This is a genomic window from Microbacterium sp. LWH12-1.2 (assembly GCF_040675825.1).
GTDB lineage: Bacteria > Actinomycetota > Actinomycetes > Actinomycetales > Microbacteriaceae > Microbacterium.
Map to the genome: position 1 here is coordinate 896,199 of NZ_JBEGIJ010000001.1, position 21,602 is coordinate 917,800.

Genomic DNA, 21,602 nt, shown 5'->3' on the forward strand with positions numbered 1-21,602 from the left:
CAGCCTGTCCAAACCGAGTTGATGAGTCCAACACATAGTTGTCACCGCATCCATGAACAGCAATCATTAACGTATGGACCTTCAGCAACTGCGTTACGTCGTCGAGGTGGCCGATGCCTCGAGCTTCACTCGTGCAGCGGAGCGCTGCTTCGTCACCCAGTCGGCGCTGAGCCATCAGATCGCGGCGCTGGAGCGTGAGATCGGAGAGAGGCTCTTCGCGCGGACCAGCCGAAGTGTACGGCTCACCGAGCCGGGGGAGGCCTTCGTCAGGCAGGCGAGGATCGCGGTTGCCGCCGCGGATGCAGCCAGGGAAGACGCCGCAGCGGCTGCGGGCCACGTCGTCGGAACGCTCCGGCTCGGAGTGATCCCGACGGTCACGGCCGTGGATCTGCCGGCTTTGCTCGTGCGGTTCCGTGCCGCGCATCCTGCCGTGCGGGTAGAGCTTCGGGTCGGAAACAGCGACGCCCTCGTCCCCGCCGTGCAGCGCGGAGATCTTGACGTCGCGCTCCTCGGGTTGCACGAGGACAGCGTCCCGACGGGAGTGGAGGTGCGCTCGCTCTCCCGCGAACGTCTCGTGGTCGCTCTTCCGCGCGGACATCGGCTCGTCGGGCGCGATGCGGTGCTGGGGGATCTCGCCGGAGAGGTCTTCGCGGATTTTCCCGCGGGGACGTCCGGTCGGGCACAGAGCGATGCGGCGTTCGCCGCGGCGGGTCTGGAGCGCGACGTTGCGTTCGAGGCGGATTCTGCAGGACTCATCCTGGGGCTGGTCGCTGCCGGTCTCGCCGTCTCCCTCCTCGCACCAGGCACCGTCGCGACATCGCACGCAGACGTGGTGTCCGAACAGGTGCTCGATGGTCCGTACCGCGTCGAGTACGTCGCATGGGATGCAGCCTCACCCCGCAGTGTCGCGAGAGCCTTCCTCGCTGCGCTCGACTGACTCATCCGCGTTGCAGACGAAGAGGGCGGACCCGGAGAAATCCTCCGAGCCCGCCCTCTCAGCGATGCGAGATCACTTCACGTCGTCGTCGACCCAGTCCATCGACTTGGTGACGGCCTTGCGCCACAACCGCAGCTGGCGGTCGCGCTCGGCGTCCTCCATAGACGGCTCCCAGCGCTTGTCCTCCTGCCAGTTGGCGGAGAGGTCGTCCAGACCGTCCCAGAAGCCGACAGCGAGTCCGGCAGCGTATGCCGCACCCAGGGCCGTCGTCTCGGCGACGACCGGACGGACGACCGGCACGCCAAGGATGTCCGCCTGGAACTGCATGAGCGCGTCGTTGGCGACCATGCCGCCGTCGACCTTGAGCTCGGTCAGATCCACACCGGCATCCGCATTGACCGCATCGAGCACGTCGCGGGTCTGGTAGGCGACGGCCTCCAGTGCGGCGCGCGCGATGTGGTTCTTGTTGGCGTAGCGGGTGAGCCCAACGATCGCACCGCGTGCGTCCGGACGCCAGTACGGCGCGAACAGACCCGAGAACGCGGGAACGATGTAGACGCCGCCGTTGTCGTCGACCTGCTTGGCGAGCTCTTCGACCTCGGGAGCCGAGTCGATGATTCCGAGCTGGTCGCGCAGCCACTGGATCAGCGATCCGGTGACGGCGATCGAGCCTTCGAGCGCGTAGTGCGTCGGGCCGTCGCCCAGCTTGTAGCCGACAGTGGTGAGCAGCCCGTTCTTCGAGTGGACGATCTCCTCGCCCGTGTTGAAGATCAGGAAGCAACCGGTGCCGTAGGTGTTCTTGCTCTCACCGGTGTTGAACGCAGCCTGACCGAACGTGGCGGCCTGCTGGTCACCCAGGATGCCGGCGATCGGGGTCTCGCGCAGGAGCGACGAATCCTCGGCCTTGCCGTACACCTCGGAGGACGAACGGATCTCCGGCATCATCGAGCGCGGCACACCGAATGCCTCGAGGATGTCGTCGCGCCACTCGAGAGTCTCGAGGTCCATGAACATGGTGCGGGAGGCGTTGGTGACGTCGGTGGCGTGCACGCCACCGTCAACGCCCCCGGTGAGGTTCCAGAGCACCCAGCAGTCGGTGGTGCCGAAGAGCAGATCGCCGGCCTCCGCCTTCTCGCGAGCACCGTCGACGTTCTCCAGGATCCAGGCGATCTTCGTGCCGGAGAAGTACGTCGCCAGTGGCAGGCCGACGACCGGCTTGAAGCGCTCGACGCCTCCCTCGGCGGCGAGACGATCCACGATCTGCTGCGTGCGGGTGTCCTGCCAGACGATCGCGTTGTAGATCGGCTGCCCGGTGGTCTTGTCCCACACGACTGCCGTCTCGCGCTGATTCGTGATGCCGATCGCGGCGATGTCGTGCCTGGTGAGGTCGGCGCGGCTCAATGCCTGGCCGATGACTTCCTGGACGTTGCGCCAGATCTCGGCAGGATCGTGTTCCACCCAGCCTGCCCGAGGAAGGATCTGCTCGTGCTCCTTCTGGCCGGTCTCGACGATGCTGCCCTTCTTGTCGAAGATGATCGCGCGACTGGACGTGGTTCCCTGATCGATGGCGATGATGTAGTCAGCCATAGTGTTCTCCTTTGAAGTCAGAGTGGTGGACGGCGAATGGGTTACGCGAGGCCGAGCAGCGCCGGGGCTGCGAGAGCGGCGAGCACACCACCGATGAGCGGTCCGACGACCGGAACCCACGAGTAGGACCAGTCGCTGGAACCCTTGCCCTTGATCGGCAGGATCGCGTGCGCGATGCGCGGGCCGAGGTCACGGGCCGGGTTGATGGCGTAGCCGGTGGGACCACCGAGCGACGCGCCGATACCGACCACGAGCAGGGCGACGGGCAGTGCGCTGAGCGGGCCGAGGCCTCCGGGCGTGCCGACCTCGATGTCACCGTAATCTGCGAAGGCGAAGATCACGAACACCAGCACGAAGGTGCCGATGACCTCGGTGACGAGGTTCCAGCCGTAGGAGCGGATCGCGGGGCCGGTCGAGAAGACGCCGAGCTTGTTCGCCGGGTCCTCTTCGAGGTCGAAGTGCTGCTTGTACGCGGCCCAGCACACGATCGCGCCGAGGATCGCGCCGAGCAGCTCGGCGCCGGTGGCGACGAGGAACATCGTGAACGTGATCTTGCCGGCGACGAGGAGGCCGATTCCGACGGCCGGGTTGAGGATCGCGCCGGAGTATGCCGAGACGAGCACACCGGCGAAGACCGCGAGGCCCCATCCCCAGTTGATCATCAGGAACCCGCCACCGAACCCCTTGTTCTTCGCCAGCACGACATTGGCGACGACGCCGCAGCCGAGCAGGACGAGCATCGCTGTGCCCACCAGTTCCGAGAGGAAGTAGAGACCGAGATTGACTTCAGTCATGTCTTCATTGACCTTTCTTGCGTGTCATGGCCCCTCTGCCATGGCACTTGATAGAGAACGTCGCGAGGAGGGCGACGGTCGGATCTCTCGTCAGCCGCGGGTGCGGGACGAGAGGGTGAGTCCATGCCGATCGTTGAGGAGCGTGCGGGTCTGGTCCACTTCCGCGTCGTGGCGGCTGCGATCCCAGTCGAGCAGCTGTGCAAGTGCATCGGCCAGCTCATCGAGGACAGCGGTATCGGCGTGCCCGGTGAAGGCGATGCTGGTGCGACGGAGGATGACGTCCTCGAGACGGGCGACGAGCTCGTTCTCGACCATCCACGCGAGCTCGCGGGTGGACAGATCGCCGCCGGCGAGGGGAGCGTCATCCCCCTGCTCGATGAACGCCCAGACGTCTGCCGCACGTGTTCCGTAGCGGGTGAGGAGCTTCTCCGCCCGTTCTCCGGCGCCCGGCAGGTTCTCCTGGATCCAGATGCGCCGAGCTTTGGTCGTGCGCGGGAAATCGCGACCGCCGCCGATCGGGACGCCCACGGTGGAGACCTTGCGAGTGCGGCCCAGCAGGCCGAGAACGACATCGGAGAGGGATTCACCGAGTGCCCGGAAGGTGGTCCACTTGCCGCCGACGAGGCTGACCAGGGGAGCGGCGCCTTCGTTGTCGACTTCGATGCGGTAGTCCCTGGACACGAAGCCCGGGGCGGTGTCTTCATGGCGGGGGAGCGGGCGGATGCCGGAGAACCGGTACACGATCTGGTCCCGCGACACATTGATCTGCGGGAAGACGTGGTGGATCAAGTCGAAGAAGTAGTCGACCTCATCCTCCGTGCACACCGGCACCTCGCGAGGGTCGGCGTCGATGTCGGTCGTGCCGACGAGCACCTTTCCCTTGAGCGGGTAGATGAGGACGATGCGGCCGTCGGAGTGCTCGAAGAAGATCTCCCGGCCACGAGTGGCATCGAGGAGCTCTGGGTGGTCGAGCACGATGTGCGAGCCCTTGGTGCCGCCCATGAAACGGGTGTCCGCGCCGAGGGCGTCGTTGGTGAGATCGGTCCAGGGTCCTGATGCATTCACCACGACGTCGGCCGTGATGGTGAACTCCGTGCCGCTCTCCCGATCCCGCAGCACGACCTTGTCGCCGTCGCGGGCGATCGCCTCGACGTAGTTGAGCGCGTGCGCGCCGGTGTGCGCCGCACGGCCATCCTGCAGGACGTCGAGTGCGAGACGCTCCGGGTCGTGCATCGAGGCGTCGTAGTAGGTCGCGGTGTACTTGATGTGCGGGTCGAGCGACGGCAGCTCGGCCAGCGAGCGCTTCCGGCCGAGGAAGCGGTGCCGGGGGACCATGCCGCCATCCCGAGAGAACGTGTCGTAGATCATCAGCCCGACCTTGATCAGGAACGCGCCGCGCTCCTGAGGCTTGCCGCTCTTGTGCGTCAGGAAACGGAGGGGCGCGGAGAGGATGCCCGAGAAGGTGGAGTAGATCGGGATCGTGGTCTCGAGAGGCTTCACGTAGTGCGGCGCGATCTTCAGAAGGCCGTTGCGTTCCTGCACGGACTCGCGCACCAAGCGGAACTCACCGTTCTCCAGGTAGCGGATGCCGCCGTGGATCATGTGGCTGGATGCCGACGAAGCGCCGGACGCGAAGTCGCCGCGTTCGACGAGGACGACATCGACGCCCTGAAGGGCCAGATCGCGGAACGTGGAAATCCCGTTGATCCCTGCGCCGATCACCAGGACGGACGTGCGCCCCGATTCGCGGACGTTGCGTACCTCGGCTCGCTCCGCCGACGAGTGTGTCTGATCGATCATCCTCGACCCCTTCTTCCTTGCTTGCGACCAGCATCAACCCGCACAAGCACGGTGCGCAACCCCAGTGCACATATGTGCAAGGATCGATTGCGAGGAGGACTTCATGGCGCACTCGGACGCACGGCCCCAGGAGGCGAAGCTGATCGCCGCGCTCACGGCGGCGCAGCTCTACTACATGCAGGACAAGACCATGGAGGTGATCGCGCGCGAGCTGCGCACCTCCCGATCGTCGGTCTCTCGTCTGCTGAGTTTCGCGCGGGAGAGCGGCCTCGTCGACATCCGCATCAACTCGCCACTCGAACGGCTGGGCATGCTGGAGCAGCGCATCCGAGACCGCTACCGGGTCGCCGCTCACGTCGTGCCGATGCCGGAGATCGTCAGTGAGATGGAGCGACTCGAGCGCGTCGCGCTCACAGCAGGGCGGCTGCTTTCGCAGTTCGTGGACTCCAACATGATCATCGGGATTGCGTGGGGATCGACCATCAGTGCCGTCAGTCGCGGGCTCACACAGAAGGAGACGCACAACACGACATTCGTGCAGCTCAATGGCGCCGGGAACACGCAGACGAGTGGCGTGGAGTACTCGAGCGACATCCTGCAGCGCTTCGGCAGCGCCTTCGGTGCTCAGGTGCAGCAGTTTCCGGTACCCGCCTTCTTCGATGACCCCTCGACGCGTGAGGCGATGTGGCGGGAGCGCAGCACACGCCGCGTGCTCGATCTCCAATCGAAGATGGACATCGCAGTGTTCAGTCTCGGCTCGCCGGCGGCCGAGGTGCCGAGCCGGGTCTACGTCGGCGGTTATCTCGGACGCGATGACTATCGGAGTCTTCGGGAGGACCGGGCGATCGGCGACGTGGCGACGGTGTTCTTCCGCGCGGACGGCAGCTGGAAGGACATCCGCGTCAATGCCCGCGCGACTGGCCCTGGTCTCGATCGCCTGCGCCGGGTGCCTCGCCGCATGTGCGTCGTCTCCGGCGTGCCCAAGCTCGTCAGCCTGCGTGCCGCGATAGCCGCAGAGCTCATCACCGACGTCGTGCTCGATGAGGGACTGGCGCGTCAGCTGCTGGAGGGCTGAGCCCGCATCACCGGTGCTCCTCGGCGACGGACGACTCGGGACCCGAGCGGAACTCACGGATGAGGTGCTGCACCACTGCGCCGAGGTCGCCGTCCGCGGCATCCGCGGCTGCGAGCTGTCGTGCATAGCTCGCCCCACCGTCGAGGATCGACGCGACACGACCGAATTCGCGACCGCAGTCGAGGTCCTGGGCGACCGGAGCGAGGTCCGACAGGATCTGGGCGAGGTGCTCGCGCACCGGCAGCTGGGTGCCGGCGGCATCGATGATGACCCGCGCCTCCAGGCCGTACCTCGCCGCCCGCCATTTGTTCTCCCGGTGATACCAGGCGGGAAGCTGGGGGAGAGGGAGCCCTTGATCGAGGCGACGCGAGAAATGCTCGACGAGGACCTGTGTGAGTGCGGCTACCGAGGCGAGCTCGGGAAGTGTCGACATGCCATCGCATGCGCGCACTTCGATCGTTCCCCAGCGCGGCGCCGGCCGGATGTCCCAGCGCACCTCGGAGGCATCGGCCATGACGCCCGTGCGGACCATGTCGTCGAGGTACGACTCGAACTCCGACCAATCGTGCAGGGGCCAGGGGAGACCGGCGGTCGGCAGCTGCTGGAAGACGAGCGCACGATTGGAGGCGTATCCGGTGCGCTCGCCCGCCCAGAACGGACTCGAGGCTGCCAATGCCTGAAGGTGGGGAAGGTAGGCGGCGAGGGCATTGACGAGCGGCAGCACCTTGGCCTGCGACTCGACGCCGATGTGCACGTGGATGCCCCAGATCATCATGTTGCGCCCCCACCATTGCGTGCGCTCGATGAGCGTGTGATAGCGGGACTTGTCGGTGACTCGCTGGTCGTACCACTGGGCGAAAGGATGGCTGCCTGCCGACAGCAGCTCGATGCCGGCCGGCTCGGTGGCGGCGCGGACGGCCGCGATCGCCTGCGCGATGTCGTCGACCGCATGGGCGACGGAACGACCGACACCGCTGGTGACCTCGATCGTGTTCGTGAGCAGTTCGCCGGTCACGGTGTGCCGTTCGTCGGCGCTCTCCGCTTCCAACGCCGCGAGCAACTCGGGCGCTCGGCCGACGAGATCGCCAGTAGCCGGATCAGCGAGCATGATCTCCCACTCCAGGCCGACAGTGGACCGGGCGGACGGGGCGAACTCGAGCTTCACGAGCACATTCTGGCACGCGGGCCAGGACGCGCCGCAAAGACCGTGTCGCCACGTTTCGCTCCTGGCGCGCGGATCTGGCAGAATAGAAGGTCGGACGACGTGCTCGACCCTCTATCCAGCTCGCGTCCACCTATTAGAGCTTCCGCCGGGTGTGCACCCCACTCTCCAGGCGATCGGTTCATTTTCCTTCCACACAATTCAGGAGAATCGTGGCTGTCAAGATTCGTCTCAAGCGCATGGGCAAGATCCGTGCGCCGTACTACCGCATCGTCGTCGCCGACTCGCGCACCAAGCGCGATGGTCGTGTGATCGAAGAGATCGGCAAGTACCACCCCACCGAGGAGCCCTCGTTCATCGAGGTCGACTCCGAGCGTGCGCAGTACTGGCTCTCCGTCGGCGCGCAGCCGACCGAGCAGGTCGCCGCGATCCTCAAGATCACCGGTGACTGGGGCAAGTTCAAGGGCGACGCCGACGCGAAGTCCACCCTCCGGGTCGCAGAGCCCAAGGCCCCCTTCGAGATCGACGCGAAGAAGAAGTCCGTCGTGAAGCCGAAGGTGGAGAAGAAGGAAACTCCCGCTGAGGAGACTCCCGCCGCCAAGGCCGACGCGGAGGCCGCTGAGGCCCCCGCAGCCGACGCAGAGTAATCGTCGTGCTCGCCGCCGCGCTCGAACACATCGTCAAGGGGATCGTCGATCACCCGGAGGATGTTCAGATCCACGCTTCCACGTCGCCGCGAGGCGACCTCCTCGAGGTGCGTGTGCACCCCGATGACCGTGGACGCGTGATCGGGCGCGGCGGCCGCACCGCGAAGGCCCTGCGCACGCTCGTCACCGCCCTTGCCGACGGGCGTCGCGTCCGCGTCGACGTCGCGGACGACTGACGTGGTGCCGAACGAGCGAAATCAGGGTAAGAACCAGCTTCGAGTCGGACGCCTCGTCAAGGCCCATGGCCTTAAGGGCGGGCTCAAGCTCGAGCTGTACACCGACAATCCCGAGCGACGCTTCGTCATCGGGGCCGAGTTCACGTTGCAGGTGCCAGAGGCATCTCCGTGGCACGGCAAGACCATCACCGTGCGCGAGTACCGGGTCATGAACGGCAGCCCTGTCGTGTTCTTCGACGACGTCGATGACCGCAGCGGCGCCGAGAGCCTCGTCCGCGCGATCCTGTGGATCGACCAGGACAACGACGAGGTCGAGGACGACGCCTGGTTCGACCATCAGTTGGTCGGTCTCGATGTCGTCCGCGATGAGACCGTCGTTGGCCGCGTGGCGCGCGTCGAGCATTTCCCCGCTCAGGACCTCCTCATCGTGCGTTCCGGTGAGCGCGAGATCATGGTTCCCTTCGTCGCGGCCATCGTACCGACCGTCGACGTCGCAGCGGGGCGCGTGATCGTCACGCCTCCTCCTGGACTCTTCGAAGAGCTCCCGGATGCCGCCGAAGACGATCAGGCGGACACCGCGGACGCCGAATCCGCCGAGTAGGCCCGGGACAGGTGCCGTTGTGCGCATAGATGTTCTCTCCATCTTCCCGTCGTACTTCGACGGGTTGACCCTCTCGTTGCTCGGGAAGGCGCAGGAATCCGGCATTCTCGACCTCCGTGTGCGGGACCTGCGCGACTGGACCAGCGACCGTCATCGCACCGTGGACGACACGCCATACGGTGGTGGTGCCGGCATGGTCATGAAGCCGGAGCCGTGGGGACTGGCACTCGACGAGGTCACTCGTGGAAGCGACGCTCCGACGATCATCTTCCCGTCGCCGGCCGGCGAGGTCTTCACGCAGAAGACCGCGCGCGAACTGGCCACCAGAGAGCATCTCGTGTTCGGCTGCGGCCGCTACGAGGGCATCGACGAGCGTGTCTTCGACTTCGCTGGCTCGCTCGGAGAGGTCCGTCTGATCAGCCTCGGTGACTACGTCCTCAACGGTGGTGAGGTCGCCACGATGGCGATGATCGAAGCCATCGGTCGACTCGTGCCCGGGGTTGTCGGCAATCCGGAGAGTCTTGTCGAAGAGTCCCATGAAGACGGACTGCTCGAGTACCCCTCGTATACGAAGCCGTCGGTCTGGCGCGAACATGCCGTACCGAGCATCCTGCTCAGCGGCAACCACGGGGCCATCGCCACATGGCGACGTGATCAGCAGATCGAGCGGACACGACGTCGTCGGCCGGATCTCCTCGGCGACGAGCAGCCACCGCGCTGAGTCGTCCCCCTGTCTAAGATCGAGAAGCGGCCCCGCTGATGGCCTGCATCGGCGCCGGAGGGGGAACGCATGGGACTGTTCAGCAGGAAGAAGAAGGAAGCCGCACCGTCGGCCGCGGTAACGGTGCCACCATCCGAGCTCGTCGTACCTCTCATCGCAGGCCGGGCCTGGATGGAGGCGAACGAGGAGACGTTCAGCCGGATCCCTGGATTCCCGGACGAGGCCAGGCCGTTCGCGACGCCCATCTCGGAGGAGCTGTGGGTCACCTACGCCGTCGACCCTGAGGGAACGTGGGAACTCGTCCAGGGCGGTCAGGTCGCGGATTTCGGCGGAGCGGATGCTCTGCACGCAACAGCGCTTCGGAACATGGTCGCCCGGGTCGGATCCGATGTCGCGATCGAGGGCGGCAACGGGCGTTTCCGGCTCCACACGCCGTCCGAGCCGGACCTCGCCTGCTCACTGGTGCTCACACCGGAGCTGTGGCTCCCCGAAATCGCTCTCACAGTCGCAGCGATCGTCTGCGCGCCGACCCGCGTGGAACTGCTGGTGTGCGGTTCGGACGACGCTGATTCGGTGCAGGAACTCCGGAACTTCGCCGGGGAGCTGTTCGAGGAGGCGCGCGGCAAGCCGGTGACGTCGGTCCTCCACCAGGCGCGACCGAGCGGGCTCGCCGTCTTCGCCTGAGCGACCCTCAGAGCATGCGCTCGGTGCGGCGGTCGATCTCGATGACGACGCCGGGTGGATGCCGCAATGCCAAGGCGTGCGCAGGATCGAGGCCGCGCATCTCGGCACGCAGCATCCGTCCGATCATCTCGTGCGACACGAGCAGCGGCGGACTGTCCGCAGCCCATCCGCACGCCGTCAGCGCGGCGCGAGCGCGACCGCGCGCCTGCGCGTAGCTCTCTCCGCCCGGAAACGACCATCCGTACCGATTGGCGGCACGATCTTCTCGGGCGCCGGGAAAAGCCGTGTCGATCTCGTCCCAGGTCATTCCCGCCATGTCTCCGTGATGGATCTCGGCGAGTTCTGGCACTTGGATGAGATCCGCGCCGATCCCTTCGGCGACGACGACGGCCGTTCGCAGCGCACGGCCGAGCGGACTGGAGCAGACGGTACGGATGCCGAGCCCCGACAGTCGCTTCACGAGGGTTTCGGCCTGAGCGATGCCGTCGGCTGTGAGCGGAGAGTCGAGCTGCCCTTGGAGGCGGTGCTCGCGATTCCAGACCGTCTGGCCGTGGCGGGCAAGATACAGACGCTCCGGCACATGGCGGTCCTGCGGGATCATGCACTCAGAATGGCATACATGCGGATTTGGCCACTCCAGCCCAATGGGGGCGTGGCTGCCCGCGGATCCGGCGTGAAGCGGATCAGTCGACGCCGAGGAACGAGCGGTCGGTGAGGATGATCGGCCCGTCTTCGGTGACCGCGACCGTGTGCTCGGAATGAGAGCCGCGGGAGCCGTCCGCGCTGCGCAGAGTCCAGCCGTCCGGGTCGGTGACGAGCTCATCGGTCGTCGCGAGGAGCCACGGCTCCAGCGCGAAGACCAGTCCAGCGCGCAGCGGGAAGCCCCGGCCGGGACGGCCGTCGTTGGGAATGTGGGGGTCGCCGTGCATGATTCGACCGACGCCGTGTCCGCCGAAGTCGGTGTTGATCGAGTAGCCCTCGCCGTGGGCGACGGCGGCGATTGATGCCGAGATGTCGCCGATCCGGTTTCCGATGACAGCGGCGGCGATGGCCGCATCCAGTGCGCGTTCCGTCGTGTCGATGAGTCGCAGATCCTCGTCGCGTGGCGTGCCGACGACGAACGACACCGCTGAGTCAGCGACCCAGCCGTCGACCGAGACCGCGAAGTCGAGGGACACGAGGTCACCATCGCGCAGTGTGTAGTCATGGGGGAGACCGTGCAGCACCGCGTCGTTGACGGAGGTGCAGATGACCTTGCCGAACGGGCTCGCTCCGAAGGACGGGTGGTAGTCGATGTAGCAGGACTCCGCTCCCGCCTTGCGGATCATGTCGTGCGCGCGGCGGTCGATCGAAAGGAGGTTCGTGCCCACCTTCGTCTCGTCGCGCAACGTCGCCAGCGTCTCGGCCACGAATCGTCCGGCGGCGCGCATCTCGTCGATCTCAGCAGGGGTGCGCAGTTCGATCATCGGGTTTCCTCTCGTCCCCTCCATTCTCGCCGATCAGCGCACGGTGGTTGACCGGAAGCTCTCAGCGAAATCCGGTGATCGGGAGGTTTCAGCGGCGTAGCATCGCGGTATGTGGTTGCGACAGGCTTTCTTCCGCTGGCTCCTTCCGGCGGCGTTCCTGCTGCCGCTGTGGCTTCTGATCGGCTGGGGAGTGACCGGCGCCGGCGGTTGGGCGTTCCTGCTCCTGCTGATCTCGATGCCAGCCGTGTTCATCGGACAGCTCCTGCTGACGCTGCTGGTCCGATCGCGGCCGTCCGTGCGCGTCGAGCGCGCGGTTTCGTGGTGGGACGTGGCCGGCTTCACGCTCTGGCACGGCCTCACCATCGCGATCGGGTTCTTCCCGCAGGCGTGGTTCGGCCTCCTGCTGACCGGTGCGATCGTGGTCGGAATCGCGCTGTTCTGGTTGATGCTGTGGCAGTTGTGGAGTGAGGCGAAGGGCAGCGGCGCCAGCATCCGATACTTCACCACGGCGACCGTCGATGCGCCTGCAGACGTCCCGACGACCCCGACGAGGTCGACCGCGGACGGCGAAGTCTTCATCATTCAGGAGAAGCCAGCAGCTGACCGCTGACCCGTGGTTTGGCCGCGTGCGTCATCCATGGCAGAATAGGTCCTTGTGCCGTGACCGGCTCTGCCTCAGGGGAGTCCGCGGACGCGATTGCACCGTGCGGCACATACCCATTCTTGTTCCTTCCAGCATCATGCATCCGACCTGTGGCGAGTGCAGAGAGAGACGATCATGCAGATCCTCGACGCCGTAGACGCGGCTTCCCTTCGTTCCGACATCCCTGAGTTCCACCCCGGTGACAACGTCAAGGTGCACGTGAACATCACCGAGGGCAACCGCTCCCGTATCCAGGTCTTCCAGGGGGTCGTCATCGGCCGCCAGGGCGACGGCGTGCGCGAGACCTTCACGGTCCGCAAGATCAGCTTCCAGGTGGGCGTCGAGCGTACCTTCCCGGTGCACAGCCCCGTGATCGACCACATCGAGGTCGTCACCCGTGGTGACGTGCGCCGCGCGAAGCTGTACTACCTCCGCAACCTCCGCGGCAAGAAGGCGAAGATCAAGGAGAAGCGCGACAACCACTGACGCGCAGACTTCTCAAAGCACCCCGGGACACGATGTCCCGGGGTGCTTTGTTGTGTCCGAGATATGCGACCCTTGTATGTGCCGTCTCAGAACGGTGCTCCACCGGTGAAGGAAACTGATGACGACTGACTCCGCCCGCGCGGCCGCAACCAGACGGCGACGAGGGGTTCTTGTCTTCCTCCGCGACGTTGTGGTCATCATCGTCATCGCGGCGCTCGTGTCGTTCGTGGTGAAGACCTTCGTCGTGCGTTCGTTCTACATCCCGTCGGCCTCGATGGAGCGCACGCTCCTGATCAACGACCGGATCCTCGTCGACGAGCTCACACCGCGTTGGACCGACTACGAGCGCGGCGACATCGTCGTGTTCAAAGACCCGGGCGGCTGGCTGGCCGCACAGCCGCAGACACCGGCGCGTCCGCCACTCGTCGAAGCAGTCGACTGGGTTCTGACTTTCGTCGGTCTCTCCACCTCCGATGCTCAGGACCACCTGGTCAAGCGTGTGATCGGCCTGCCGGGCGACCATGTCGTCTGCTGCAACGCGCTCGGTCAGATCACCGTCAATGGCGCACCGATCGACGAACTCGACTACCTCAATCTGCCCCAGGGAGACACCGCGGCCTCGAACGAGACTTTCGACGTCGTCGTACCGGACGACTCCCTCTGGCTGCTGGGCGACAACCGCGATCGCTCACGTGACTCACGGGCGCACCAAGAGCTGCCCAGCGGCGGCTTCGTGCCGTTGCCGAACGTCGTCGGCAAGGCCTTCTTCACGACCTGGCCACTGGATCGCCTTGGCACCATCGACGGCCACCACGACAGCTTCAACGGCGTTCCGGATCCGGAATGACCGTCGTCGCACCGAAACTCACCCTCGAGCGCTCGCTGCTCTCCGAATGCGAGCTGATCATCTCGCTCGATGAGGTCGGCCGCGGCGCGCTGGCCGGCCCGGTCGCGGTCGGTGCGGCGGTGATGGATGCTGCAGGGGCGCGTCGGCGCGTGCCGGAGGGGCTCCGCGACTCGAAGCTCGTCACGGAGAAGCGGCGGCCGGACGTCGCCATGCGTGCTGCCGCATGGGTGCAGGCGTCGGCTGTGGGCTGGGCGACCGCGGCGGAGGTCGACGAGGTCGGCATCATGCGTGCGCTGGGGCTCGCCGCATCGCGGGCGGTGCAGAGCGTCGTGGATCAGGGCGCTGCGCTGCAGAACGCACTGGTCATCCTCGACGGCAATCACGACTACCTCTCCGCGGTCCATCCGGAGCCGCTCCGAGTGCGCCCGGTGATCAAGGCAGACCGGGACTGCGCTTCGGTGTCAGCAGCATCGGTGATCGCGAAAGTCGCCAGGGACAGCCTGATGACAGACCTGCACGAGACCTACCCGATGTACCAATGGGATCGGAACAAGGGCTACGCCAGTGCGGAGCACCGGGATGCGATCCGGGCGCTCGGGCTGTCCCCGTATCACCGTGCATCGTGGGCGATCACGGACGCCCCCACCCTGTTCTGATGCAGCGTCCGCGCCGTCGAGGCGGCGGGAGAGCGGCAAGCCTCCTAGGATGGAGTCATCATGGATGAGGAAGCCTTCGACGACTACGACCGCGAGCTCGAGCTTGCGCTGTTCCGGGAGTACCGGGACGTCGTGTCGCAGTTCCAGTACGTCGTCGAGACCGAACGCCGGTTCTATCTGGCGAACGAGGTGAATGTCGTCCGCCGTGACACCGAGCACGACTTCTACTTCGAGATCTCCATGACCGACGTATGGGTGTGGGACATCTACCGCGCAGACAGGTTCGTCAAGGCGGTCCGAGTTCTCACGTTCAAGGACGTCAACGTCGAAGAGCTCCAGCGCCGAGAGTTCGAACTGCCGCAGGAGCTCTCCCTCGACGGAGAGTGACCCTTCGTTCCGTGCCGGCCGGTGAGGCGACCACTTCTGCACAGGATGCCGCTTTCACGACCTTTCCGCATCGGCCGTGATCACGCTCTGATTCGGGCTCGCTGAGTCGTTCTCGCAGACGATGCTGTCGTCATGGCAGCGAAGGATGAACTCGGCAGAGCCGGTGAAGAACGGGCCGCACGGCACCTGATCGACCTCGGGTACACGGTGCTGGACCGCAACTGGCGGTGCGCACAGGGCGAGCTCGACATCGTGGCGGTGCGAGGCGCGCATCTCGCGGTCATCGAGGTGAAGACTCGTCGGTCGGCCGCCTTTGGGCATCCGTTCGAGGCGATCGACGGACGCAAACGCCGGAGACTGTGGCAGTTGGCGCATGCCTGGGTCGAGGCGCATCCTGATCTCGCACGTGCGCGCTCGGTCCGGCTGGAAGCCATCGGCATCATCGGTGCTGATCCCGCGTGCGGCGAACTCGAGCATCTGGTGGACCTGTCGTGAAGACAGCTCGGACGTGGGCGGTCGCGCTGACCGGTGTCGACGGGCATCTGGTCGAAGTCGAGGCCGACCTGTCCAATCAGACGCCGGAGTTCAAGATCATCGGGCTGCCGGACAAGTCCCTCGGCGAGGCGGTGCAGCGCGTGCACAACGCCTGCAAGAACGCAGGACTCGACCTTCCGCGACGCCGTCTGACGGTCAATCTGTCGCCGGCGAGCCTTCCCAAACACGGATCCGGTTTCGATCTGGGGATCGCGGTGTCGACGCTCGCTGCCGGGGGATCGGTGGACCGGCGCTCGATCGGACGGACAGTCCACATCGGTGAGCTGGGGCTCGATGGTCGCATCCGTCCGGTGCCCGGAGTGCTTCCGGCCGTGTTCGCAGCGGCGAGGGCGGGATTCGAGCAGATGATCGTGCCGCACGCGAATGAGGCCGAAGCACGGTTGGTGCCGGGGATCGAGATTCGCGCCGCAGCGTCTCTCGCGCAAGTCGCGGCGTGGCATGGCGCGGATGTCGAGGTTCCGGAGGTGGATCCGGTCGGCATGGCGTCTCGGACGGTCGTCGAGGACGAGATGATCGACCTCGCCGATGTGGTCGGCCAGGAGGACGCGGTCCACGCTCTGATCGTCGCGGCCGCGGGTGGGCATCACATGCTCCTCAGCGGGCCCCCCGGCGCAGGCAAGACGATGCTCGCACGGCGCCTTCCGGGAATCCTCCCGCAACTCACCGAAGCCGAGGGGCTCGAGGTGGCGTCGATCCGCTCACTCACCGGTGAGGCGATCACCGCCCTCGAGTTGCTCCCGCCATTGGAGTCGCCGCATCACAGCGCATCGGTGGCGGCGCTGGTCGGCGGTGGGTCCCGGGTGGCCAGGCCGGGAGCGATCGTGCGGGCGCACCGCGGGATCCTCTTCTTGGACGAAGCCGCAGAATTCTCGCGCGTCGCGCTCGACGCCCTGCGCCAGCCGCTGGAGTCCGGCACGATCGAGGTGAGCAGAGCAGGATTCACGGCGTCGTTCCCGGCGCGCTTCCAACTGATCCTGGCGATGAACCCCTGTCCGTGCGGCAACTACGGGATCCGGGGCGCCGAATGCATCTGCCCGCCGATGGCGATCAGGCGCTATGCCTCGCGGCTCTCAGGACCGCTCCGGGACCGTATCGACATCGAACTGCAGGTCGCGCGAGTCGCGGCGTCCCGCGCGACATCGGGCGTCAGCGCTGAATTGAGCAGTGCGGACGCACGCGCTCAGGTGCTGGTCGCGCGCGCATGCGCCGCAGAACGCTGGTCGGGGACGCCGTGGCGCTGCAACGCCGAGGTTCCGGGAACGTGGCTTCGGCAGGGAGCACTGCGCCTGGAGCGCGATGCGCGGGCGCCGTTGGATCGCGCGCTCGAGCGCGGTGCGTTGACCCTGCGCGGATACGACCGCGTGTTGCGACTGGCCTGGACGATGGCAGACCTCAGCGGCATCGGAAGACCCGGACGAGACGAGGTCGGACGCGCACTGTTCCTGAAGAGAGGACTGACCCCATGATGGATTCGCTGCTCGACGATGCCGCGACGATCGCGGCACTACGTGCGCTGCGCCCCGACGGCGACACGGAGGAAGACATCGCGCGAGCGGCATGGTCGCTCATCGCCGAACCGGGCGACGGCGTGGCCGGTGCGCTCATCGCGGATCTCGGTGCCGGCGCGGCCCTCCGTTTTGCTCTCGACGGTGCGCACGGCACAGACCGGCTGTCGGCAGCGACCGAGCGGACCTCCCGAGCCCTTGCGGAGGCCCGAGCGCGCTGGCGGCCGCGCGCTGACCTGCGGGCGGTCGGCGACGTGCTGCGCGCGGCCGGACATGTCGGAGCCGCTCTATTGGTTCCCGGTGACGCGCAGTGGCCGACGGCACTGGATGAGCTGGGCGACCATGCGCCGTCCGTACTCTGGGTTCGCGGCGATCCCGGTCTTCTCACCGCTGGGCCGAGAGTCGCGATCGTCGGGGCGCGGGCGTCCACAGGATACGGCGATCACCTCGCCGCCGAACTGGCGGGAGACCTGGCATCCGACGGTGCCGTCATCGTCTCCGGTGGCGCCTACGGGATCGATGGGGCGGCACACCGCGCTGCACTCGGGGTCGGCGGCGCGACCGTCGCGTTCCTCGCCGGAGGCGTCGACCGCGCGTACCCCAGCGGGCACCAGCAGCTGCTGGGAAGCATCGTGCGATCGGGGGCTGTCGTCAGCGAGCTGCCGTGCGGGGCTGCCCCGACGAAATGGCGCTTTCTGGCCAGAAACCGACTGATCGCCGCACTCGCTGAGGCGACGGTGGTCGTGGAGGCCGGATGGCGCAGTGGCTCGTTGAACACCGCAGGGCACGCCGCAGCACTCGGGCGTCCGCTGGGCGCCGTTCCCGGGCCCGTGACTTCTGCTGCCTCGGCTGGCTGTCACCGGCTCCTTCGCGAGTACGACGCCCGGTGCGTCACGTCAGCAGCGGAGGTGAGAGAGCTGTGGGGCGCGGATGCCGCCGGTCCCGTCGTCCCGGATCGGGGCGACCCCGACCAGGTCCGGCTCGGAGATGCGCTGAGCACGCGGTCGCCGCGGTCGCCGCATGATCTTGCGGCTCGTTCTGGTCTGACGCCGGCACGAGTGATCGCCCTACTCGGGTTGCTCGCGCTCGAGGGCGCCGTGGTCCGGGACGAGGGCGGATGGCGGGCGGCCACTGCGAGGGAGCGAGGGTGATGCACTCGGGCGGAGATCGAGGCGACCTCGACGAGGGGCGTCGCCGAGACGGACCTCGCCGTCCACGCGAGGAACGGAACCGGGCGCTGCGGCGGGGCACGCACGGGATCGGGTCTGCTTTCGGCATCCTGGACGGATGGAGCTGTCCGCCGCGGCTGAAGCGTTCGCCGACCACCTGACCCAGGTGCGTCGGTTGTCGCCCGCCACGGTGCGCGCCTACCGGTCCGACCTCCGTGATCTGAGCGCGTCCACCGGCGAAACCGACGTCCGAGCCGTCGACCTCGAGATGCTGCGCGAATGGCTCTGGAAGGCGACGCAGCGCGGCGACGCCCGTTCGACGCTTGCGCGACGTGCGGCGGCTGCTCGCTCCTTCTTCACCTGGGCGAAGGACGAGGAGCTCGTGGCACACGACCCGAGCCTTCGTCTGATCGCTCCGAAGCGCGGACGCACACTTCCCGTCATCGCCTCACAGGACGCGATGACCGCTCTGCTCGACGAACACAGACGAGCGGCGAGCGAAGGCGAACCGATCGCGCTGCGGGATCACGCGATCCTCGAACTCCTCTATGGCTCGGGCATCCGCGTCTCCGAGCTGTGCGGCCTGGATATCGACGACCTCGACCTCGATCGCGGAACTGCGCGCGTGCTCGGAAAAGGGGCGAAGGAGCGGGTGGTGCCATTCGGCGCACCCGCACGTGCAGCAGTGGAGGCGTACCTCCGCCGTGGTCGCCCTGCTCTGATCGCCCGCAGCGAGAGCGCAACGCCCGCACTCGTCCTCGGCAGCCGCGGGGGGCGAGTCGGTCCGCGGACCGTGTACACCCTGGTTGCTCGCGTGCTGGGGCCGATCATCGGAGCGGAGACGATCGGTCCGCACGCCCTGCGGCACACCGCCGCGACCCACTTGCTCGACGGGGGAGCCGACCTGCGTGCGGTGCAGGAGATCCTCGGCCACGCGAGCCTCGGCACCACCCAGATCTACACGCATGTGTCGGCCGAGCGTCTCGCCGCCACGTACCGTCTCGCGCACCCACGCGCCTGAAGCGAGATCCGTCTCACAGCGGCGCGCAGCACGGCAGCAGCACGGCACGCGGCACCGCGCCGAACAGCAGCATCGGGTTGATGTACTCGCCGTCGAGCCGGACGCCGAGATGCAGGCTCCCCGGCCGCGCGTGGCCGCCGATGTCGGCCACGCCGATCACGTCGCCCGCGGCGACGGCATCGCCGGGAGAGAGCGTCGACAGCAACGGTTCGAAAGTCGAGACAAGACCTCCGCCGTGGTCGATGGTGAGAAGCGGGCGGTCGACCACCGTTCCGCGAAAGGCGACGACCCCGTCGGCCGGCGAGCGGACCTCCCCGCCTCGCGCCGCCGCGATATCGACGCCGCGATGGCCGGCGCCGTAGTCGTGAGCCGGAGCGCGATAGGGCACGACGACCTCACGCGGCGCTTCCAACGGCCAATTCCACGTCGGGAGGTCATCAGGGTCGGACTTCGTCTCGGCGCCGGCTGCGGGCGCGGCCAGCAGCAGGAGCGTCAAGACGATGCCTATCGCCATCCGTCGGTGGTGAGGAGCGTACATGCAGAACAGTCTGCGGAGTGATGATCACGGCCGATGCCGTGAGGTGCGCGAATGGGGGAGAGGTCCGTACCTGCAACGGCTGTGCAGAGGATCTCGGCGCGCCGCATCCTGTACACTGGACGAGCACCTCGATATCGGGGTGACTACGCGTGCCCAGAGCGACTTCGGTCGTGGCATCCACACCCACAGGTCCCACTCCATGAGCGGGCGGGTGTGCGCCGGGTACCAGGAAGTCCGATCAGCAGATCGGCAGACAACCTCAACGGCGCTGAACGCGCCAGAACCAGGAGACGACCATGGCTGTGGTCACCATCCGCCAGCTGCTCGACAGCGGCGTGCACTTCGGACACCAGACCCGTCGGTGGAACCCGAAGGTGAAGCGCTTCATCCTCACTGAGCGCAGCGGCATCCACATCATCGACCTTCAGCAGTCGCTGGGCTACATCGACAGCGCCTACGACTTCGTCAAGGAGACCGTCGCACACGGCGGCACCATCCTCTTCGTCGGCACGAAGAAGCAGGCTCAGGAGATCCTCGCCGAGCAGGCGACCCGCGTCGGCCAGCCCTTCGTGAACCAGCGCTGGCTCGGTGGCCTCCTCACCAACTTCCAGACGATCTCCAAGCGTCTGGCACGTATGAAGGAGCTCGAGGAGCTCGACTACGAGACCCCGGCCAACAGCGGCTTCACCAAGAAGGAGCTCCTGCTCAAGAAGCGCGAGCTCGACAAGCTGCACAAGTCGCTCGGTGGTATCCGCAACCTGACCAAGACGCCTTCGGCTCTGTGGGTCGTCGACGCCAAGCGCGAGCACCTCGCCATCGACGAGGCCAAGAAGCTCGGCATCCCCGTGATCGGCATCCTCGACACCAACGCCGACCCGGATGACTTCCAGTACCCGATCCCCGGCAACGACGACGCGATCCGCTCCGTCTCGCTGCTGACCCGCATCATCGCCGACGCTGCGGCCGAGGGCCTGCAGCAGAAGCACAACCCGGAGACCGGCGACGCTGAGCCGCTGGCCGACTGGGAGCGCGAGCTTCTCGAGACTCCGGCTGAGGACGCCGCTGCCGAGGCTCCGGTTGTCGAAGCCGAGGCTCCTGCAGCCGAGGTCGTCGAAGCCGAGGCGGCCGAGGTCGTCGAGGTCGAGGCTCCCGCTGCCGAGGTCGAGGCTGACGTCGAGGCTCCGGCCGCAGACGCCGACGCCAAGTAATCCCCGCCAAAAACTCGCACACACATCACGAAGCAAGGAGCCACCACACATGGCCAACTTCAACATCGCTGACCTCAAGGCGCTGCGTGAGCAGCTCGGCACGGGAATGGTCGACACCAAGAAGGCGCTCGAGGAGGCTGACGGAGACGTCGCGAAGGCCACCGAGATCCTGCGCCTGAAGGGTGCGAAGGGCAACGCCAAGCGCGCTGACCGTTCCACCAGCGAAGGCCTGGTCGTCGCTCGTGAGCAGGACGGCGTCGTGACGCTCGTCGAGCTCGCCTGCGAGACCGACTTCGTCGCGAAGAACGATCGCTTCATCACGCTGGCCGACAAGGTCGCTGACGCTGTGGCCGCCGTCAAGGCGGACTCGGTCGAGGCTGCACTGGCCGCCGCCGCCGGAGCTCAGACCGTCGAGCAGCTGATCTCGGAAGAGGCAGCGATCCTCGGCGAGAAGGTCGAACTGCGCCGGGTGCGCACGATCGTCGGCGACAACGTCGAGGTCTACCTGCACCGCACCAGCAAGGACCTGCCGCCGCAGATCGGTGTCGTCGTCGCCTACTCGGGTGACGACGCCGAGACCGCGCGCAGCATCGCCCAGCACATCTCGTTCGCCAACCCGTCGTACCTCGCTCGCGAGGACGTCCCGGTCGCCGACGTCGAGAAGGAGCGTGAGATCGTCACCGAGATCTCGCGCAACGAGGGCAAGCCGGAAGCGGCTCTGCCCAAGATCGTCGAGGGTCGGGTCTCCGCGTTCATCAAGCAGGTCGCCCTGCTCGAGCAGGACTACGCGAAGGACAACAAGCTCTCTGTCGCCCAGGTGGCGAAGGACGCCGGTATCACCGTGACGGACTTCGCGCGCTTCAAGGTCGGCGCGTAG

25 protein-coding genes are annotated in these 21,602 nt (G+C 66.8%); 18 read left to right on the forward strand and 7 right to left on the reverse strand.

The window, feature by feature from the left end:
* Positions 1-73 precede the first annotated feature (73 nt).
* On the forward strand, positions 74-937 hold the full coding sequence (locus tag MRBLWH12_RS04225; protein ID WP_363546440.1) for a LysR family transcriptional regulator: 864 nt from the start codon (positions 74-76) through the stop codon (positions 935-937).
* Positions 938-1,009: 72 nt separating this feature from the next.
* Here MRBLWH12_RS04225 and glpK read toward each other — a convergent pair whose 3' ends face one another.
* From glpK to MRBLWH12_RS04240, 3 genes are all read right to left on the reverse strand, one after another.
* Entirely contained in the window at positions 1,010-2,524 is a 1,515-nt protein-coding gene (glpK, locus tag MRBLWH12_RS04230) for a glycerol kinase GlpK (protein ID WP_341974969.1), read from the reverse strand.
* A gap of 41 nt (positions 2,525-2,565) precedes the next feature.
* Positions 2,566-3,318 carry an MIP/aquaporin family protein gene (locus MRBLWH12_RS04235; RefSeq protein ID WP_341974968.1) on the reverse strand — a complete coding sequence of 251 codons (753 nt, stop codon included), beginning with the start codon at positions 3,316-3,318 and terminating at the stop codon, positions 2,566-2,568.
* Positions 3,319-3,408: 90 nt separating this feature from the next.
* The gene (locus MRBLWH12_RS04240) at positions 3,409-5,118 is read right to left on the reverse strand and encodes a glycerol-3-phosphate dehydrogenase/oxidase (RefSeq protein WP_363546444.1); all 1,710 of its coding nucleotides are present in this window, start codon (positions 5,116-5,118) and stop codon (positions 3,409-3,411) included.
* A 103-nt stretch (positions 5,119-5,221) separates the two neighbouring features.
* On the opposite strand from MRBLWH12_RS04240, the gene MRBLWH12_RS04245 reads away from it, so the two are divergent.
* Positions 5,222-6,193 (forward strand): sugar-binding transcriptional regulator, encoded by a 972-nt coding sequence (locus tag MRBLWH12_RS04245; protein WP_363546447.1) that lies wholly within the window; start codon positions 5,222-5,224, stop codon positions 6,191-6,193.
* 7 nt (positions 6,194-6,200) lie between these two features.
* Here MRBLWH12_RS04245 and MRBLWH12_RS04250 read toward each other — a convergent pair whose 3' ends face one another.
* Entirely contained in the window at positions 6,201-7,358 is a 1,158-nt protein-coding gene (locus MRBLWH12_RS04250) for a glutamate--cysteine ligase (protein ID WP_341974965.1), read from the reverse strand.
* Between the two features lie 209 nt (positions 7,359-7,567).
* Between MRBLWH12_RS04250 and rpsP the strand changes: the two genes are divergently transcribed.
* The 5 genes from rpsP (at position 7,568) to MRBLWH12_RS04275 (ending at position 10,244) form a co-directional block, all read left to right on the forward strand.
* Positions 7,568-8,002 (forward strand): 30S ribosomal protein S16, encoded by a 435-nt coding sequence (gene rpsP, locus MRBLWH12_RS04255; RefSeq protein ID WP_363546450.1) that lies wholly within the window; start codon positions 7,568-7,570, stop codon positions 8,000-8,002.
* 5 nt (positions 8,003-8,007) lie between these two features.
* Positions 8,008-8,238 (forward strand): RNA-binding protein, encoded by a 231-nt coding sequence (locus MRBLWH12_RS04260; RefSeq protein ID WP_363546453.1) that lies wholly within the window; start codon positions 8,008-8,010, stop codon positions 8,236-8,238.
* A gap of 1 nt (position 8,239) precedes the next feature.
* Complete coding sequence (gene rimM / locus MRBLWH12_RS04265) at positions 8,240-8,839, forward strand: ribosome maturation factor RimM (RefSeq protein ID WP_341974962.1); 600 nt, start codon at positions 8,240-8,242, stop codon at positions 8,837-8,839.
* A 19-nt stretch (positions 8,840-8,858) separates the two neighbouring features.
* Positions 8,859-9,560 carry a tRNA (guanosine(37)-N1)-methyltransferase TrmD gene (gene trmD, locus MRBLWH12_RS04270; protein WP_363546456.1) on the forward strand — a complete coding sequence of 234 codons (702 nt, stop codon included), beginning with the start codon at positions 8,859-8,861 and terminating at the stop codon, positions 9,558-9,560.
* Positions 9,561-9,629: 69 nt separating this feature from the next.
* The gene (locus MRBLWH12_RS04275; RefSeq protein WP_363546459.1) at positions 9,630-10,244 is read left to right on the forward strand and encodes a hypothetical protein; all 615 of its coding nucleotides are present in this window, start codon (positions 9,630-9,632) and stop codon (positions 10,242-10,244) included.
* Positions 10,245-10,251: 7 nt separating this feature from the next.
* Here the strand turns inward: MRBLWH12_RS04275 and MRBLWH12_RS04280 are convergent, their stop codons facing one another.
* Both MRBLWH12_RS04280 and map read right to left on the reverse strand, forming a co-directional pair.
* A complete protein-coding gene (locus MRBLWH12_RS04280; protein WP_363546462.1) occupies positions 10,252-10,845 on the reverse strand; it encodes a histidine phosphatase family protein in 594 nt (197 codons plus the stop codon).
* An 82-nt stretch (positions 10,846-10,927) separates the two neighbouring features.
* Positions 10,928-11,710, reverse strand: a complete 783-nt coding sequence (gene map / locus MRBLWH12_RS04285; protein WP_341974958.1) for a type I methionyl aminopeptidase — start codon at positions 11,708-11,710, stop codon at positions 10,928-10,930.
* 109 nt (positions 11,711-11,819) lie between these two features.
* On the opposite strand from map, the gene MRBLWH12_RS04290 reads away from it, so the two are divergent.
* From MRBLWH12_RS04290 to MRBLWH12_RS04330, 9 genes are all read left to right on the forward strand, one after another.
* Positions 11,820-12,320 (forward strand): MFS transporter permease, encoded by a 501-nt coding sequence (locus MRBLWH12_RS04290; RefSeq protein ID WP_341974957.1) that lies wholly within the window; start codon positions 11,820-11,822, stop codon positions 12,318-12,320.
* A gap of 168 nt (positions 12,321-12,488) precedes the next feature.
* Complete coding sequence (rplS, locus tag MRBLWH12_RS04295) at positions 12,489-12,839, forward strand: 50S ribosomal protein L19 (RefSeq protein ID WP_102192009.1); 351 nt, start codon at positions 12,489-12,491, stop codon at positions 12,837-12,839.
* A 118-nt stretch (positions 12,840-12,957) separates the two neighbouring features.
* A complete protein-coding gene (gene lepB, locus MRBLWH12_RS04300) occupies positions 12,958-13,686 on the forward strand; it encodes a signal peptidase I (protein WP_363546467.1) in 729 nt (242 codons plus the stop codon).
* A complete protein-coding gene (locus tag MRBLWH12_RS04305; protein WP_341974955.1) occupies positions 13,683-14,342 on the forward strand; it encodes a ribonuclease HII in 660 nt (219 codons plus the stop codon). The genes lepB and MRBLWH12_RS04305 overlap by 4 nt, the downstream gene beginning before the upstream one ends.
* Positions 14,343-14,402: 60 nt before the next feature.
* Positions 14,403-14,729 (forward strand): DUF2469 family protein, encoded by a 327-nt coding sequence (locus MRBLWH12_RS04310; RefSeq protein ID WP_017830719.1) that lies wholly within the window; start codon positions 14,403-14,405, stop codon positions 14,727-14,729.
* 132 nt (positions 14,730-14,861) lie between these two features.
* Entirely contained in the window at positions 14,862-15,224 is a 363-nt protein-coding gene (locus MRBLWH12_RS04315) for a YraN family protein (protein ID WP_363546471.1), read from the forward strand.
* On the forward strand, positions 15,221-16,750 hold the full coding sequence (locus tag MRBLWH12_RS04320) for a YifB family Mg chelatase-like AAA ATPase (RefSeq protein WP_363546474.1): 1,530 nt from the start codon (positions 15,221-15,223) through the stop codon (positions 16,748-16,750). The genes MRBLWH12_RS04315 and MRBLWH12_RS04320 overlap by 4 nt, the downstream gene beginning before the upstream one ends.
* Positions 16,747-17,940, forward strand: coding sequence for a DNA-processing protein DprA (gene dprA / locus MRBLWH12_RS04325; RefSeq protein WP_414684923.1), 1,194 nt, complete (start codon positions 16,747-16,749; stop codon positions 17,938-17,940). Before MRBLWH12_RS04320 ends, dprA begins: the two co-directional genes overlap by 4 nt.
* A 136-nt stretch (positions 17,941-18,076) precedes the next feature.
* Positions 18,077-18,979 (forward strand): tyrosine recombinase XerC, encoded by a 903-nt coding sequence (locus tag MRBLWH12_RS04330; protein ID WP_341974950.1) that lies wholly within the window; start codon positions 18,077-18,079, stop codon positions 18,977-18,979.
* A gap of 13 nt (positions 18,980-18,992) precedes the next feature.
* Here the strand turns inward: MRBLWH12_RS04330 and MRBLWH12_RS04335 are convergent, their stop codons facing one another.
* Positions 18,993-19,517: a murein hydrolase activator EnvC family protein gene (locus MRBLWH12_RS04335; RefSeq protein ID WP_363546477.1), complete on the reverse strand. Its 525-nt coding sequence runs from the start codon at positions 19,515-19,517 to the stop codon at positions 18,993-18,995.
* Between the two features lie 296 nt (positions 19,518-19,813).
* On the opposite strand from MRBLWH12_RS04335, the gene rpsB reads away from it, so the two are divergent.
* Both rpsB and tsf read left to right on the forward strand, forming a co-directional pair.
* The gene (gene rpsB / locus MRBLWH12_RS04340; RefSeq protein ID WP_363546480.1) at positions 19,814-20,725 is read left to right on the forward strand and encodes a 30S ribosomal protein S2; all 912 of its coding nucleotides are present in this window, start codon (positions 19,814-19,816) and stop codon (positions 20,723-20,725) included.
* Between the two features lie 49 nt (positions 20,726-20,774).
* On the forward strand, positions 20,775-21,602 hold the full coding sequence (gene tsf / locus MRBLWH12_RS04345; protein ID WP_363546482.1) for a translation elongation factor Ts: 828 nt from the start codon (positions 20,775-20,777) through the stop codon (positions 21,600-21,602).